At 62.3% G+C, this 15,587-nt stretch carries 14 protein-coding genes; 5 read left to right on the top strand and 9 right to left on the bottom strand.

What is annotated here, in order from left to right; translation table 11 throughout:
- The first annotated feature begins 16 nt into the window (after positions 1–16).
- Positions 17–934, top strand: coding sequence for a LysR family transcriptional regulator (locus BCY88_RS17235; protein ID WP_120345427.1), 918 nt, complete (start codon positions 17–19; stop codon positions 932–934).
- 98 nt (positions 935–1,032) lie between these two features.
- On the opposite strand, the gene BCY88_RS17230 is transcribed toward BCY88_RS17235, so the two are convergent.
- From BCY88_RS17230 to BCY88_RS17210, 5 genes are all read right to left on the bottom strand, one after another.
- Positions 1,033–1,938, bottom strand: coding sequence for an SDR family oxidoreductase (locus tag BCY88_RS17230; protein WP_120345426.1), 906 nt, complete (start codon positions 1,936–1,938; stop codon positions 1,033–1,035).
- 97 nt (positions 1,939–2,035) lie between these two features.
- Positions 2,036–3,592, bottom strand: coding sequence for a class I adenylate-forming enzyme family protein (locus BCY88_RS17225; RefSeq protein WP_120345425.1), 1,557 nt, complete (start codon positions 3,590–3,592; stop codon positions 2,036–2,038).
- Positions 3,589–5,334, bottom strand: coding sequence for a long-chain fatty acid--CoA ligase (locus BCY88_RS17220; RefSeq protein WP_120345424.1), 1,746 nt, complete (start codon positions 5,332–5,334; stop codon positions 3,589–3,591). The genes BCY88_RS17225 and BCY88_RS17220 overlap by 4 nt, the downstream gene beginning before the upstream one ends.
- Positions 5,335–5,450: 116 nt before the next feature.
- Positions 5,451–6,677 carry an acyl-CoA dehydrogenase family protein gene (locus BCY88_RS17215; RefSeq protein ID WP_120345423.1) on the bottom strand — a complete coding sequence of 409 codons (1,227 nt, stop codon included), beginning with the start codon at positions 6,675–6,677 and terminating at the stop codon, positions 5,451–5,453.
- Positions 6,678–6,774: 97 nt separating this feature from the next.
- Positions 6,775–7,548: an SDR family oxidoreductase gene (locus BCY88_RS17210; RefSeq protein WP_120345422.1), complete on the bottom strand. Its 774-nt coding sequence runs from the start codon at positions 7,546–7,548 to the stop codon at positions 6,775–6,777.
- Positions 7,549–7,813: 265 nt separating this feature from the next.
- On the opposite strand from BCY88_RS17210, the gene BCY88_RS17205 reads away from it, so the two are divergent.
- Complete coding sequence (locus BCY88_RS17205) at positions 7,814–9,625, top strand: acyl-CoA dehydrogenase (RefSeq protein ID WP_120345421.1); 1,812 nt, start codon at positions 7,814–7,816, stop codon at positions 9,623–9,625.
- A 22-nt stretch (positions 9,626–9,647) separates the two neighbouring features.
- Here BCY88_RS17205 and BCY88_RS17200 read toward each other — a convergent pair whose 3' ends face one another.
- Together BCY88_RS17200 and BCY88_RS17195 are read right to left on the bottom strand one after the other, a co-directional pair.
- Positions 9,648–10,442 carry an IclR family transcriptional regulator gene (locus tag BCY88_RS17200; RefSeq protein ID WP_120345513.1) on the bottom strand — a complete coding sequence of 265 codons (795 nt, stop codon included), beginning with the start codon at positions 10,440–10,442 and terminating at the stop codon, positions 9,648–9,650.
- Between the two features lie 202 nt (positions 10,443–10,644).
- Positions 10,645–11,907 carry an MFS transporter gene (locus BCY88_RS17195; protein ID WP_120345420.1) on the bottom strand — a complete coding sequence of 421 codons (1,263 nt, stop codon included), beginning with the start codon at positions 11,905–11,907 and terminating at the stop codon, positions 10,645–10,647.
- 282 nt (positions 11,908–12,189) lie between these two features.
- Here BCY88_RS17195 and BCY88_RS17190 point away from each other — a divergent pair, with 282 nt between their 5' ends.
- Positions 12,190–12,561: a BON domain-containing protein gene (locus BCY88_RS17190; RefSeq protein WP_120345512.1), complete on the top strand. Its 372-nt coding sequence runs from the start codon at positions 12,190–12,192 to the stop codon at positions 12,559–12,561.
- A 175-nt stretch (positions 12,562–12,736) separates the two neighbouring features.
- On the opposite strand, the gene BCY88_RS17185 is transcribed toward BCY88_RS17190, so the two are convergent.
- Positions 12,737–13,306 carry a helix-turn-helix domain-containing protein gene (locus BCY88_RS17185; RefSeq protein ID WP_120345419.1) on the bottom strand — a complete coding sequence of 190 codons (570 nt, stop codon included), beginning with the start codon at positions 13,304–13,306 and terminating at the stop codon, positions 12,737–12,739.
- Between the two features lie 184 nt (positions 13,307–13,490).
- On the opposite strand from BCY88_RS17185, the gene BCY88_RS17180 reads away from it, so the two are divergent.
- Both BCY88_RS17180 and BCY88_RS17175 read left to right on the top strand, forming a co-directional pair.
- Entirely contained in the window at positions 13,491–14,864 is a 1,374-nt protein-coding gene (locus BCY88_RS17180) for an LLM class flavin-dependent oxidoreductase (RefSeq protein ID WP_120345418.1), read from the top strand.
- On the top strand, positions 14,857–15,396 hold the full coding sequence (locus BCY88_RS17175) for a flavin reductase (protein WP_120345417.1): 540 nt from the start codon (positions 14,857–14,859) through the stop codon (positions 15,394–15,396). Before BCY88_RS17180 ends, BCY88_RS17175 begins: the two co-directional genes overlap by 8 nt.
- Here BCY88_RS17175 and BCY88_RS17170 read toward each other — a convergent pair.
- Positions 15,360–15,575, bottom strand: coding sequence for a YXWGXW repeat-containing protein (locus BCY88_RS17170; protein WP_120345416.1), 216 nt, complete (start codon positions 15,573–15,575; stop codon positions 15,360–15,362). The genes BCY88_RS17175 and BCY88_RS17170 overlap by 37 nt on opposite strands.
- Positions 15,576–15,587 lie beyond the last annotated feature (12 nt).

Below are 15,587 nucleotides of genomic sequence, written 5' to 3'. Positions count from 1 at the left end.
TTTTCGGGTGACCCTCATGGCCTTGACCCTCCGGCAGCTGAAATACTTTGTCGCCACCGCTGAACTTGGCCAGATTTCGCAGGCGGCCATTCAACTGACGATTTCGCAGTCGGCGGTGACCAATGCCATCAAGGAGCTGGAAGACAGCCTCGGCACGCAACTGTTCATGCGTACCGCTTCCGGCATGACGCTGACCAATACCGGGCGGCGGTTTCTCAATCAGGCGTACACGATCCTGTCGTCGGTGGACGAGGCAATGCGTATTCCGAACCTCGAAAGCACGCTCACGGGCACCCTGACGCTTGCGGCGAGCTACACCGTGCTCGGCTATTTTCTGCCGCATCACCTGCTGCGCCTGAACACGCTCTATCCGCGGCTCACCATCCAGCTACACGAATTGAACCGGGAATCGATCGAAGAAGGGTTGATCGCGGAGCGATATGACATGGCGGTGCTGCTCACCTCGAACGTTGCGAATCCGGAATTGGTGCTTGAGCCCGTGATTCATTCGGTTCGTCGCCTGTGGTTGTGCGCGCAACATCCGCTGCTCAAGCGTGAGAACGTCACACTCGCGGACGTTGCCGCCGAACCATTCGTAATGCTGACCGTCGACGAAGCGGCGTTTACCGCTTTGCGCTACTGGAACGAGACGCCGTACCGGCCGAACGTGAAACTCCGCACGTCGTCTGTGGAAGCGGTGCGCAGCATGGTGGCAAATGGAAGCGGCGTGGCGATCCTGTCGGACATGGTGTATCGCCCCTGGTCGCTGGAAGGCCGGCGTATCGAGACCATGCTGCTACGCGACCCGGTGCCGCCGATGAGCGTGGGTCTCGCGTGGCGCAGAAATGCCGAGTTGAGCCCCGCGATGCATGCGGTGCGCGAGTACTTCCGGCATACGTTCATGGAACCTCGGGCGTTCACCGGTGGCAGTTGAAGTACCTTTGTGCCTCCGATTGCCCGCACGCTTCGGATCACGCGTCTCTGAAGCCTCTTTATGAAGCCGGTGCGTCCGCCGGCTCCCGACTAACTTAATTAACCCTTCAATGCCTCGATAATCTGCGCACGCACCTCAGGCCGCTCGGCAAACGGATCGGTCGGATTGCGCGGCATAGCGATATCCTCGGCACGCGTTTTCACGCCGCCTAAGGCGTGCGGATGCGAAAAGATGTAGAACTGCTCTTCGCGGATCGCATCGAACACCATGCCCGCGACCTCTTGCGCGCTCACCTTTCCCGAACTCACCGCCTTCTCGCTCATCACGCGCGATACGCGTTGCGATAAGGTCGGCGGTGTGTCGTTAGCCAGTTCGGCGGGCCGGTTGCGATGCGCTTTCGCGATCCCCGTCGGCACGAAGTACGGGCACAGCACCGAGCACGCCACTTGCTGCGTGACCAGCGAAAGATCCTGATACAGCGATTCGGTCAGCGACACCACCGCATGTTTCGACACGTTGTACGGGCCCATCATCGGCGGATTGAGCATGCCCGCCATCGACGCCGTATTGACGATGTGCCCGCGATAGCCGGCGTCGCGTTTGGCGGCCTCAAGCATGAGCGGCGTGAAAACCCGCACGCCGTGAATCACGCCCCACAGGTTGACGCCGAGCAGCCATTGCCAGTCACGCTCGGTGTTCTCCCACACGAGCCCGCCGCTGCCGCCCACGCCGGCGTTGTTGAAGACGAGATGCACGGCGCCGTAGGCGTCGAGCGTGGCGCGCGCCAGTGCGTCGACCTCCTCGCCTTTCGCCACATCCACACGGCGTGCGATTGCCTGCGCGCCGGCCGCACTCACTTCAGTGAACGTTTCGTCGAGTGCGTCCTGTTGCACATCCGCGAGCACGAGGCGCATGCCCAGTTTCGTGCCGAGCCGTGCGAACTCGCGGCCGAATCCGGATCCGGCGCCGGTGATCACCGCGACCTTGCCTGCAAAATTGTCCATGCCTTGTCCCGTCTCCCGTTGGTGCATCCAGTCAGATGTCGTGGCGCGCTCACGCCACACATTTACTCCGCGCACTTACATCGCGCTAGTCATCCTCTTAGCGCGCGGCGGGATCGTGCTGCTCGCGCAACTCCCGTTTCAGCACCTTGCCGATCGGACTGCGCGGCAAGACATCGATGAAAATCAGCGCGGATAGCCGCTGCATTTTTCCCAGCCGCGCATTGACCCAGGCAAGCAGTGTGTCGGCGTCGATCGCTGCATGCGCCCGGCGCACCACGAAGGCGACGGGTGTCTCTCCCCATTGCTCCGAGCGCATGCCCACCACGGCCACATCCGCGACGTCCGGATGCGAGCTGAGTTCAGCTTCAAGATCGCTCGGATAGATGTTGAAGCCACCCGAAATAATCATGTCCTTCTTGCGATCGAGCAGCGTCAGAAATCCGTCCGCATCGAAGCGTCCCATGTCGCCCGTGCGGATGAAACGCTTGCCGCTCGGGTCATGCCATTCTGCCTCGGCAGTCTTGTCCGGCTGGCGGTAATAGCCGGTCATCATCGCCGGCGAATGGCCGACGATTTCGCCCACCTCGCCTGCCGCCACCTCATTGCCGAGTTCGTCGATCAGACGGATATCGTGACCTTCCGCTGGTTTGCCGACCGTGTGCAGCTTGGTGGGGAATTCGTCGGCCTCCAACTGGCATGAGCCGCCGCCTTCGGTCATGCCGTAGTACTCGGTAAGCTTGCCGGGCCAGCGGCGTACCACGTCCGCCTTCACGCTCGCCGCGAACGGCGCGCTGGTGCAGAACTTGGCCTGAAAGCTCGCGAGATCGTAACGGTCGAAATCCGGATGCGCCATCAGGCGCTGATACTGAACCGGCACCAGCATCGTGTGCGTGACGCGGTGCCCTTGCGCCAGCTCCAGATAGCGTGTGGCTTCGAACTTCGGCATCAGCACGACCGTACCGCCGAACGTCAGCGTCGGCATGAAACTCACGAGCGTCGTGTTCGAATACAGCGGTGTGGAAATCAGCGTTATGGCGTCAGGCCCGTAGCCGCGCTGAATGCTGCGTGCCGCATAGGCCCAGCGCATGCCGTGCGACTGCACGATGCCTTTCGGCGTACCCGTGGTACCAGACGAATAGATGATGTTGAACGGCCACGCCGGATCGATCGTCACGCCTTCAGGCCTGGCGCCCTTGGGCGCGAGCCACGTCTCAAGCGCGGTGCTGCCCGTGTGCGCATCGAGCGCGACGGGAATGGCGCTGATCTCGCCGGCCACCGGTTCGAGCAGACGCTTCACGCCGGCATCGAGAAACAGCAGCCGCGCACCCGAATTGCCGATCATGCTGACAAGACTCGCCGCGCTCGACGATGGCGCGAGCGGCGCCACCGCCGCCCCCGCGCGCAGCCCGCCGAGAAACGCCACGACGTATTCCACCGAGGCGCCCGCGCACAACGCAATCGCATCGCAAGGCCGGATGCCGTCACGCTGCAATGCGGCGGCAAAGCGATCCACTTGTGCGTCCAGCGCGGCATAAGTCACGATTTTGCCGTCACAGATCAACGCCGCATGCTCAGCGCGTTCGTTTGCGAAGCGGCGGAGCATGTCGGTGATGCAAACGAACGGTTCGTCGCTTAGTGCTTCGAGCCATGTCATGATGAAGTCCCTCCCGTGCCGCCACCGGCACCGTGGCTGCCATCGCTGCTAGCGCTCTGACTGGCTGCGGCCGTGCGCGCTGCGTCCTCTTCCTGCAACTTGCGCCACAAAATCTTGCCACTGCCCGATTTGGGCAGCGACGTCACGAACTCGACGATGCGCGGCGCCTTGTAAGACGCCATCTGTTCGTGCGCCCAGTCGATAATCTCCTGCTCGCTGATCTTGCCGGCTTGCGCCGCGGCGGGCACCACCAGCGCCTTGACGGTTTCGCCGCGCTTCGCGTCCTTCACGCCGATCACGCATACCTCGTGAATCGCAGGATGCCGGTACATGAGCGCCTCGACCTCCGCGGGCCAGACCTTGTAACCCGATGCGTTGATCATGCGCTTGAGCCGGTCCGTCATGAAAAAATAGCCATCCTCGTCGATATGACCGAGGTCGCCGGTGCGCAGGAAGCGCTTGCCCTCGAGCTGGATAAACGCTTCTTCAGTCGCCTTGGGATTACGCCAGTAACCCCGCATCACCTGCGGCGCACTCACGATGATCTCGCCAGTTTCGCCTTGCGCAAGTTCCTCCAGCGTGACCGGATCGATCACGCGCGAGTCCACGTCGAACACCGGAATGCCGAGACATTGCGGCTTTGGCCGGTGCGGCGGATTGATGTGCGTGCCGGCGATCGTCTCGGACATGCCGTAACCTTCGACGTAATCGAGCCCGGTTAGCGACTTGAGCTTCTGGGCAATCGCCTCGGGCATCGCCGCGCCGCCGCCACGCGCGCCGGTCAGGCTCGACAGATCGTATTCGCCGAGCTTCGGATTCGACAGGAAATCGACCATCATCGCCGTGATCGACTGCCACGCGCTCACGCGATATTTCTGCATGCATAGCGCAGCGGCTTCCCGATCCCAGCGCGGCAGCACGACGATGGTTGCACCGGAGAAGACCGCGCTGTTCATGCCGCCCTGCATGCCCGTTACGTGAAACAGGGGCAATACCGATAGATACACGCCGTCCGACGGCGCCGAGAACCACGCGCAACCGCCGAGCAGCGTGCTCATCACGCTGCGGTGCGTGTGCATGCAGCCCTTCGGTTTGCCGGTGGTGCCGGACGTGTACGGCATCACACACAGGTCGTCTGGACCCGTGGTGAGCGGCCCCGGCGCAATACGCTGTTCGAGCACCTCGCGCCACGGTGTAACGCCCGGAATATCGAACGTCTTGCGCGGCGCCGCCACCAGTTCCGGCACGGGAATCGACGATGCTCCCTTCACGTAGTCGCTATACGTCGCGACGATTGCATGCTCGATGCCCCGCCCCGGGCCCGTGCCGATCAGCGGTTCGACGTTCGCGAACAGACACTGCGGTGCAATGATCGTGGTCGCTCCGCTGTCCTCGACGTAATGCGCCAGTTCACCGCTCATGTTCATCGGGTTGACCGGCACCACGACGGCGTTCGCACGCAGAATTCCGTAGTACGCAATGATCCATTGCGGGCTGTTCTGCATGTAAAGCAGCACGCGGTCGCCCGCCTTGACGTGGCACGCCTGCTGAAGAAAACCGGCGACGCGTTCGGCTTCGTCCTTGAACTCGGCGAACGTGACCGGCGTGTCGTAGAAAACGATGAACGGCTTGTTGGGAAAGCGGGCCGCCGACACCTCGGCGTTGTAGAAGATATTGGTTTCGGGCAGCGTCAGATGCTTTGGCACGTACGGCGGCCAATTCGGGTGATGGCGTTCGTTCATAGGCGTCTCCTGCCTGACTGTCTGTGCGCGTCACTAAAGACGCGCTTCGTTGACATCCGCCGCGTGACGCAGGCGGCCAACCGATGAATCACTGGAATACGAGGTGCCAGTTTGCGTCATAGGCGCCCGAGGTGGCGCCCAAGCTCCATCGTCGCGATGGCGTTGCGGTGCACTTCATCGGGTCCGTCCGCGAAACGCAGGGTGCGCGAACTCGCATACGCACGCGCGAGACCGAAGTCGTCGCTGACCGCGCCGCCGCCGTGCACCTGCATGGCCCAGTCGATCACCTGGCACGCCATGCTGGGTGCGGCCACCTTGATCATCGCGATTTCCTGACGCGCATCCTTGTTGCCGACCGTATCCATTTTGTGCGCCGCGTTCAGCACCAGAAAACGCGTCTGGTCGATCATGATGCGGGCGTTCGCGATCCGTTCACGCGTTACGCCCTGATCGGCGATGGGCCGGCCAAACGCTACACGTTCCAGCGAGCGGCGGCACATCGCCTCGAGCGCGCGTTCGGCACGCCCGATCAGGCGCATGCAGTGATGGATGCGGCCCGGCCCGAGCCGCCCTTGCGCGATTTCGAAGCCGCGCCCCTCGCCGAGCAGCATGTTGCCGGCCGGCACACGTACGTTTTCAAAGGAGATTTCAGCGTGGCCGTGCGGCGCGTCGTCATAGCCGAATACGGGCAGATGGCGCAGCACTTTCACACCTGGCGTGTCGATCGGCACGAGGATCATCGACTGCTGCTGATGCCGGTTCGTGTGCTCCGGATTGGACTTGCCCATGAAGATCAGCACCTTGCAGCGCGGATCGTTCGCGCCCGAGGTCCACCATTTGCGGCCGTTCAGGATGTATTCGCCGCCATCGCGTTCAATGCGCGCTTCGATATTGGTCGCGTCCGACGACGCCACTTCCGGCTCCGTCATCGCGAAGGCCGAGCGGATCGTGCCGTCGAGCAGCGGCAGCAGCCATTGCTCCTGCTGCTCGGGCGTGGCATAGCGCACCAGCGTTTCCATGTTGCCGGTGTCCGGCGCCGAGCAGTTGAACGGCTCCGCGCCGATATGCGAGCGCCCCATGATTTCGCACAGCGGCGCGTATTCCAGATTGGTGAGCCCCGCGCCGTATTTCGACTCGGGCAGGAACAGGTTCCACAAACCCACGGCTTTCGCTTTCTGTTTCAACGCCTCGATCACCGGCGCGGGCTGCCACCGGTTGCCGGATTCACGCGCGGCGTCCATCTGCGCATCGAACACCGCCTCGGCCGGGTACACGTACTCGTCCATGAAAGCGTTCAAGCGTTGCTGCAAACTCTTGACCTTCTCCGAGTGCTGAAAATCCATGCGATGTCTCCCATCCCACACATAGCTCTTATGCACCTGAGCGCAGCGCGCCTGAAGCCTCACGCCCCGCCTCGAAACCGCTCAGTTAGCGCATGGGTCAGACGATGATCGAGCCGCCGTCCACCGCGAAATACTGTCCGGTGATGTGGCGCGACGCTTCACTCGCGAGGAACACGACCGGGCCTTTGAGATCCTCGTCGCCGCCAAGACGCTGCAACGGCGTGCGCGAGACGATGGTGTCTTCGAGTTTGTCGAGCAGTCCTGCCGACATTTTCGAGGGGAAAAAACCCGGGCAAATCGCATTGACGTTGATGTTGTACTTACCCCATTCCGCCGCGAGCGCCCGCGTGAAATTGATCGCCGCGGCCTTGGACGTGTTGTAGGCAATTGTGTTCATGCCGGGCGGCGAACCCTTCAGGCCCGCCACCGACGCGATGTTGATGATCTTGCCGGCACGGCGCGGGATCATGCTGCGCTTGCCGACTTCACGCGCGACGAAGAACGGCGCATGGACATTCAGGTTCATCACCTTGTGCCACGCTTCGTCGGGATAGTCTTCAGCCGGTGCGCCCCAAGTCGCGCCCGCGTTGTTCACGAGAATGTCGATATGGCCATGCGCGCCGAGCACTTCATTCACGAGACCGGGGATACCCTCGAAGCGCTGCAGATCGTTGACCAGGGTCTGCACCTCGATACCCCGGCTTTGCAGATGCGTTTTGGCCTCCGCGAGTTCGTCCGCCTTGCGCGCGGTGATCGCCACGCGACAGCCCATTTCGCCCAGCGCCTCGGCCATTTGCAGACCCAGCCCGCGAGAGCCTCCGGTGATCAGTGCAACCTTGCCGTCCAGTTGAAACAGGTCTTTCACAGACATTACGCCGCTCCTCCAGGTTGTTCTGCAATGCAGACTTTCGTTCCAGATTGTCTGACCATCATACGTGCCGAAATTCGCCGTGTAAATAAAAGCACGCTCATTCACTTTTGATTTAAACTGACACGTATCGTTGATGGGCGGATCATCGGGGCTTACCCGAATACCGCACTTCTCAATCGAGCCGCGTCCGTGCAATCGTGGGTTTTTTCGCGCCTGCTGCGTAGCTGTTCTGCATAGCGGTTCATCTTTAGACGAGTCTTCTCCCATGCAAGATGCGCTGATCATCAACTCGCGTGATCTGGAGTTCCAGCTGTTCGAAGTGCTCGAGGCAGAAACGCTCACACAGCGCGCTCGCCACGCCGACCACAGCCGCGAGACCTTTAACGCGGCGCTCGAAACGGCTCACGCGGTAGCCGCCGAAAAGTTCGCACCGCACAACCGCCTCTCCGACGAACACGAACCGCAATTCGACGGTCAACGCATCACGATGCCCGCCGAGGTGAAGGAAGCGCTCGACGCATTCCGCCTGGCGGGATTTCTTGCTGCCGGCAAAGACTACGAATGGGGCGGCATGCAGTTGCCCGCCGTGATTTCCTTTGCATGCCTGTCGCTCTTCAAGAGCGCCAACATCGCCACCTCGTCTTACGCAATGCTGACCACGGCGAACGCGAACGTGATCGAGCGTTTCGGCAGTGCGGCGCAAAAGCACAAGTATCTGCAGGCGTTACTGGAAGGCCGCGCGTTCGGCACGATGGCGCTGACCGAGCCGCAAGCCGGCTCGAGCCTTTCGGACCTCGTCACCAGTGCGACGCCCAACGAAGACGGCACCTATTCGATCCGCGGCAACAAGATCTTCATTTCGGGCGGCGATCACGAGTTGAGCGACAACATCGTCCATCTGGTGCTGGCGCGCATTCCAGGCGGGCCGCCTGGCGTCAAAGGCATCTCTCTCTTCACGGTGCCGAAGTTCCACGTGAATGAGGACGGCAGTCCCGGAGCGCGCAACGACGTGGCGCTCGCGGGGCTCATTCACAAGATGGGCTGGCGTGGCACGACCTCGACCATGCTCTCGTTCGGCGAACGCGGCGAATGCATCGGCGAACTGGTGGGCGAACCGCATCATGGTTTGGCGTATATGTTCCACATGATGAACGAGGCGCGCATCGGCGTCGGCCTCGGCGCGGTCATGCTCGGCTATCGCGGTTATCTGGCTTCGCTCGATTACGCGCGCGAACGGCCACAGGGACGGCGCCCGGACAACAAGAACCCGCTCGATCCGCAATTGCCGCTTATCGAACATGCCGACGTACGCCGCATGCTGCTCGCGCAAAAGGCCTATGTGGAAGGCGCCTACGCGCTGTGCCTGTACGCGGCGCGCCTCGTCGACGAACAGAACACCGGCGAGAGCGACGCCGCGCGCGCCGAAGCGAGCCTGCTGCTCGATCTGCTGACACCGGTAGTCAAGTCGTGGCCGTCGCAGTGGTGCCTCGAAGCGAACAGCCTCGCCATCCAGATTCACGGCGGCTATGGCTACACGCGCGAATATCCGGTCGAACAGTTCTATCGCGACAACCGCCTGAACATGATTCACGAAGGCACGCATGGGATCCAGGCGCTCGATCTGCTGGGCCGCAAAGTCGTGATGAAACAGGGTGCGGCGCTCAAACTATTAGGGCGTGAAATACAGCGCAGCATCGAGCTCGCGCGCACGCATGCAACCCTGCAAGCACACGCCGATTCACTCAGCGAGGCATGGCGCGAACTGACCGGTACGCTCGAAGCGTTGCTGCCCACCCTGGCTAGCGAAAGCGAACGCGCGCTCGCCAATGCGAACGCTTTTCTCGAAGCGTTCGGTCATATCGTGCTCGCGTGGACATGGTTGCGGCAGGCGATCGTTGCGAGCGCTGCCTTGCCTGAAGCTGAAGCGAAGAACCAGACTGATGGTGACTTCTATCGCGGCAAGCTGCATGCGTGCCAGTGGTTCTTCCGCTGGGAGTTGCCGCGCGTCTCGCTGATGCTGACCACGCTGCGCGGTCTCGACGATACGACGCTGACGATGGCGCCTCAGTGGTTCTGAACGCCGTCGTTCGCTCAATGCTTCAATGCGAAAGCACGCTTTCCAGCTGTGTCACCATAGCGATCAGGCGTGGCCTCACCTCCTCAAGCAGGAACTCCTTCGAGAGCTTGAACGAGGGCCCACCCACATTGATCGCCATGATCGGCAACTCGCCGCCCGGCTGAAAAGCTCGGGCGATGCCGTTCACGTCTTTCTGCCAGTCCCCGAACGAAGTCGTGACGCCGAGCGTACGGTAATCCTCCAGCGCTTTCTCAATGCCGCGACGGGTGTTTGGCCACGCCACGTGATCGAGCTCGCGCACCTGCTCCATGAAGCTGAGACGATCATGTTCAGGGATCGCCGCAAGCCATGCACGGCCAATTGCCGATGTCGCGACCGGAATACGCGAGCCGACTTCCAGGGTCAAGGCGAGCGCAACGGAGCACCGGCAATTTTCCAGGTAGATCATCGAGAGGCGATCGCGCGTACCCAGCGACACGCTTGCACCGACGATCTCGGCCAGCTCCTGCATCACCGGTCGGGCAATCTTGCGCACATCGAGCCGCGCCAGCATCGCGCTGCCCAATGCGAGCGAGGCCGTTCCAAGCCGGTATTTCCCGCTCTCTTTCAAATGAATCAGGTAGCCGAGCAGCGTGAGCGTATGAGTGAGACGCGACACCGTCGACTTCGGCAGTTTGCAACGCAGGGCGAGTTCCTGATTACTCAGCGATTTGTCGCCGGAGCGAAAACACGCCAGCACCTCGAGTCCGCGCGCGAGTGCGGTGACGAAATGCCGGTCGTCCTTGTGCGCCTCGTGTGCCGTCCGGCTCGCGATGATTGAATGGGTTCTCGCGGACGTCACGGGCGATGGCTCAGCGTCGCCAGTGCTCAGGTCCGTGGCCGGATTGTCGATTGGGCTGTGATTGGCTTTGCTCAAAATGAAACACGCTCCTGCGAAACGGCACCATCTGAAAGACAAACCATGGCCGGAATCGAGGGTGATCCGGGCTGCCGAATTATAGACAAACGCAAGCCGCTGCTCAGGCCTCTTCTTTCGGCGCAGCCACCACCGGGCTGAAAAAATAAACCACCGCGCCAATCGCAAGCGGCACGACGGTCACGGCAAACAGCGCCGCATAGGTGCCCGCGTTCGATAGATGCCCGCGTTTTGCCGCGCCCGCGATCCAGCCGAAGCAACTACTGGTGAGCGCCACGCCGAGAAAAACCAGGCTATTGAGCAGCCCCAGACCAAGCCCGAGCCGGCGCGGCGCGATGATGGCGCGCGCTTGCGACATCACGAGCGGATGGATTGAGCCGACCGAGAACAACACACAGATCAGCGCGACGCTGAGCATCCAGTTGCCGTCCGGAACCACCGCGAGCACGACTGCCGCCAGCACGCCGGCGATCAGCCACAGCAACGAAATCAGCTTGGGCGCACAGAATCGCACGGCCAGTGGGATACCAAACGACGCGGCGATTCCGATCACGCTGGTGACGGTCATCGCATTGCCGCGCGCGATGACGTCGAAACCGTAGACGTCGGCCAGATACGGCCCGCCCCACGACGTGCGAAACGTGCTGCCGACCGAAAGCGCGAGGCAGGCCGGCATCAAGGTCCAGAAACCGGTGCGCCGTTTTTTCACTGCGCCTGCTGCATGCTGCAGCGCAGCGAGGCTGCGCTCATGCTCGGCCGCGCTGCGCCGGCGCACGAAGCACACCACACCCAGCGTCGCGCATAGCATGGCGAGCGCGGCGGTGACCATCACCGGACGCCAGCCGAAGCTCGCGGTCGCGCGGCTCAGCGGAAACGCGGCCAGCAACGCACCTGCCATACCGATCGCACTCGCCGTCGTGACGGCGCGCACATTGCGCGTGCCATGGCCTGTACGCAGCACGTAATTGAGCAGCCCCATGAAGATGGGCGCGCAACCCAGTCCGATGCCGGCTTGCGCGACGAGCGCGACGGTTGCGCTCGTCGTCATCGAAAGGATACCGGCGCACGCGGCGCCGATGCCCATCAGGAACGCGGTGGGTCCGCGCACGCCGTAGCGGTCGAACATCATGCCCACCGGCAGTTGCGCGACGGCGAACACGAGAAAGAACGAACCCGCGAACCAGCCGAACATTTGCGGCGAAAAATGGAAATCCCCGATCAACTGGGTTGAGATCACAGCGATATAGCTGCGGAAAAACTGGCTGAGCACGTAACTGAAGGTCAAGGCCCATAGGCCATAATCGACCGGCGATGCCGTTGTATCCGTGGGCGATTCATGGAGTTGTTGCTGTACGCCATCAGACATCTGCGTTACGCCTCGTGATGATCGAAGCCGCCATGATAGGCGAATCCGGCGCCGGACGGCCGGGGTCGGACGGTCGTCGACGAGCGGCCGGCAACGGTACGTCCGAGCAGTTTTTTCAGCATTCACGCGTTTGCTGGAGTATTGTTTAAGCGCGCTGGGAGCGTCACAAGCTCACTCTTCTACAAGACAGGCGGCTCCGTACAGGCGGAAAAGTGCTTGCAGGCGCGTAGTTTTTTTTGCATGCAACGATGCGACATCAACTTTTCGAGGAATGGAGAAAACGTGAAAACAGTCAATCTATTGAAGGCACTCGGCATCGCATTGTGTGTGGCGACTGTGTCCAGCGCCTATGCCCAGTCGAGCGATGCCATGGCGTCGGGCAGCATGGCGGCGCCGGGCACCAATCCGAAAAGCGTCAAGAAGGTAGACCGCAAGTTAGGTCTGGACGTGCGCAAGGCTTTGGCGAAAGCGCAGGGTTTTGATGTGTCGAACGTGTTTGTGCGCGCGCGTGGCGGCGCGGTGACCTTGACTGGCACGGTACCCGATAGCGGGCAGATCTCGCAGGCAGAGGACGTGGCCAAGGGTGTTGCGGGCGTGAAGTCGGTGAACAACAAGTTGACGCTCGGCACGCAGGGCGGCGGCGGCGGAGGCTGATCGGGCCTCGTGCCTCGTTCACCGTCAGGTCACGATCGGGTCACGATTGATTCGCGATCGATCCCCGATCGATTCGCGGTTGATCGATGACGACAGGTTGCGATGGGTAGCGCCGCAAGCGCCGATCTGCGGCGGTGCCTGTCGTCCCGATCTGTCCTGACACTTGTTGAAACCGTCACCGCCGAACCAGGCCGACGACATAGCAGCACACTGTGTTCCCGCCATTGAAGAACTCACAATCGAGCGGCGCGCCAAGCTGCAGGCAATCTCCTTCGGCAAGCTGATACACCTGCTGGCCTTCACGGAAAGTCAGGACCCCTCTCGTCACCCAGATCTGCTGATGCTGAAACGCGAACGCGTCCGGCGGATAAGGCACCCGCACGCCCACGGGTAATTCGATCTCCAGCAATTCGAGCACCCCGCCGGTAGGAGGCGAAATCCGCCGCCGCGTATAACCCGTTTCAGGGTCCTGCCATACCGGCTGCCCGGCTCGCCGCACCAATCGCTCACCGCTTTGCTCGGCGAGCGCCAGCAAGGTCGACAAGGTCAGGCCGAAGGCTCCCGACAGACGCCCCAGCACGGTCGCGGTTGGACTCGCCTCGCCCCGTTCGATCTTGCTGATCATCGCCTTCGAGACACCCGAGCGCTCCGCCAGTTCGCTCAGCGCCCAGTTGCGCGCCTCGCGCTCGGTCTTCACGCGCAGGGAAATCGCCTCGGTCAAATCGATAGCAGAGGATTCGGACATGAAAGGATCAGGATCGATAAAAGGAGAGCCACGTTGAGCCCTCATTAAAAGTCAAAACTCATGTCTTGCATAGTGATTTTTCGTCCACTATATTAAACGAACGATTCCCGCGCAGCCTCGCTGCCCGATCGCCTGCTTTGAACTGCAACCGTAAGCATCCCGTCCACCTCAGCCGGAAGACACCATGCCGAAGGAAATTGTTCTCAACGCTTTTGACATGAACTGCGTCGGCCACATCCAGCAAGGCATGTGGACCCATCCGCGCGATCAGTCCGCCCGCTACACCGATCTTCAGTACTGGACCGACTACGCCCGCACGCTTGAGGCAGGCCTGTTCGACGGCATTTTTTTCGCGGACGTGGCCGGTGTCTACGACGTCTACGGCGGCAATCCCGAGGCAGCGATCCGCGGTGCGGTGCAGGTGCCGGTGAACGACCCGACGCTGCTGATTCCAGCCATGGCCGCCGTAACGCGCCACCTGTCGTTCGGCGTCACGTCGAATCTCACCGTTGAGCAGCCCTATCTGTTCGCGCGGCGCATGTCGACGCTCGATCATCTGACGCGCGGCCGGGTCGGCTGGAACATCGTGACGGGCTATCTGGACAGCGCGTCGCGCGCAATCGGTCTCTCCGGGCAAATGGCCCACGACGATCGCTACGATCTCGCCGACGAATATATGGAACTGGTCTACAAACTGTGGGAAGGCAGCTGGGAAGACGGGGCGGTGCTGCGTGACAGAACGCAAGGCCTCTACGCCGACGCGTCGAAAGTTCACGTGATTCATCATCACGGCAAGCAGTATCAGGTGGACGCCATGCATCTGAGCGAACCGTCACCGCAGCGCACGCCGGTGCTCTATCAGGCAGGTTCGTCCGCGCGTGGCAAGCAGTTCGCCGCGGCGCACGCGGAGTGCGTATTCGTCAATGGCCAGGCGAAGCCCGCCGTGAAAACCATTGTCGACGACATCCGCGCGCACGCGGCGGCACGCGGGCGCGATGCCAACGACATCAAGGTCCTGCTCGGGCAAACCGTCATCACGGGCCGCACGGATCGCGAGGCGCAGGAGAAATATGCCGAGTACCGGCGCTACGTGAGCACCGAGGCCGCGCTCGTGCATGCGGCGGCGTCGCTCGGTATCGACTTCGCGCGCTACGACCTCGACGAGCCCATCGAAACCGGCAAGAGCCAGGCCATCGTGTCGAACGTCGAAGCCATGACGCGCGCCGCCGGCCCGCAATGGACCAAACGCAAACTGCTCGAACAGATGCTGCTCGGCAGCCGTCAGGCGCCGCTCGTCGGCTCTGCGGAGCGCATCGCGGACGAACTCATCGCATGGACCGAAGAAGCCGGCGTGGACGGGTTCAATCTCTCGCGCACCGTCGCGCCGGAATGCTTCGACGATTTCATCGCACTGGTGGTGCCGATTCTGCAGGAACGTGGCGCCTATAAACGCGCGTATCGCGACGGCACGTTGCGCGAAAAACTGTTCGGGCACGCGCGTTTGCCCGCCAGCCACACAGCGGCCAGCTTCCGGGGAGGCGCCGGGCGCCATGCTTGACAAGCACACTTTCCGCGACGCAATGGCCGGCCTTGGCGCTGCCGTCAACATCGTCAGCAGCGACGGCGCCGCAGGTCTCGCCGGCTGCACGGCCTCGGCGGTATGCGGCGTAACCGACGAGCCGCCCACCCTGCTCGTCTGTATCAATCGCGGCAGCCGCAACAACGCGGCCTTCCGCGCGAACGGCGCGCTCTGCGTCAACGTGCTGAGCGCGGATCAGCAAGCCCTTGCGGCGCAGTTCGCCACGGGCTCGCGGCCCATGACGGAACGCTTTGCGGCCGCGCAATGGAACACGCTCGTGACAGGCGCGCCGGCTCTGCTCGGCGCGCTTGCCTCGCTCGACTGCGAGATCGAATCAGTCACCGAAGTCGGCACGCATACGGTGTTCTTTTGCGCGGTGAAAGCCGTGCACACGCACGTCGGCGGCGATGCACTGATCTATTACGGCCGCAATTATCATCGGGTGGGTACCCGCTCGACACCTGCTACGCTCGCTCAGCCCGCCCAGTGTCCCGGCACCCACGCCCAGTGATTGCCTTCCCACCGGTAGTGGCCTTTCACCCAGTGATAGCCGGGCGCTGGCGCGACCGGCACCACCTCGACGAGCGGCGCGGGCTGCGGTGGCCGTGCCGGTTCGACGACACAGGCCGACAACATGGCCGCACATAGACCTGCAAGCGATACGGCACGGATAGTTGATCTGATTTTCATTTGCTCTCCCTG

Origin of the sequence: Paraburkholderia fungorum (assembly GCF_003610895.1) — a bacterium.
Lineage (GTDB): Bacteria > Pseudomonadota > Gammaproteobacteria > Burkholderiales > Burkholderiaceae > Paraburkholderia > Paraburkholderia fungorum_B.
This window is presented reverse-complemented; position numbering and strand designations above follow the sequence as displayed.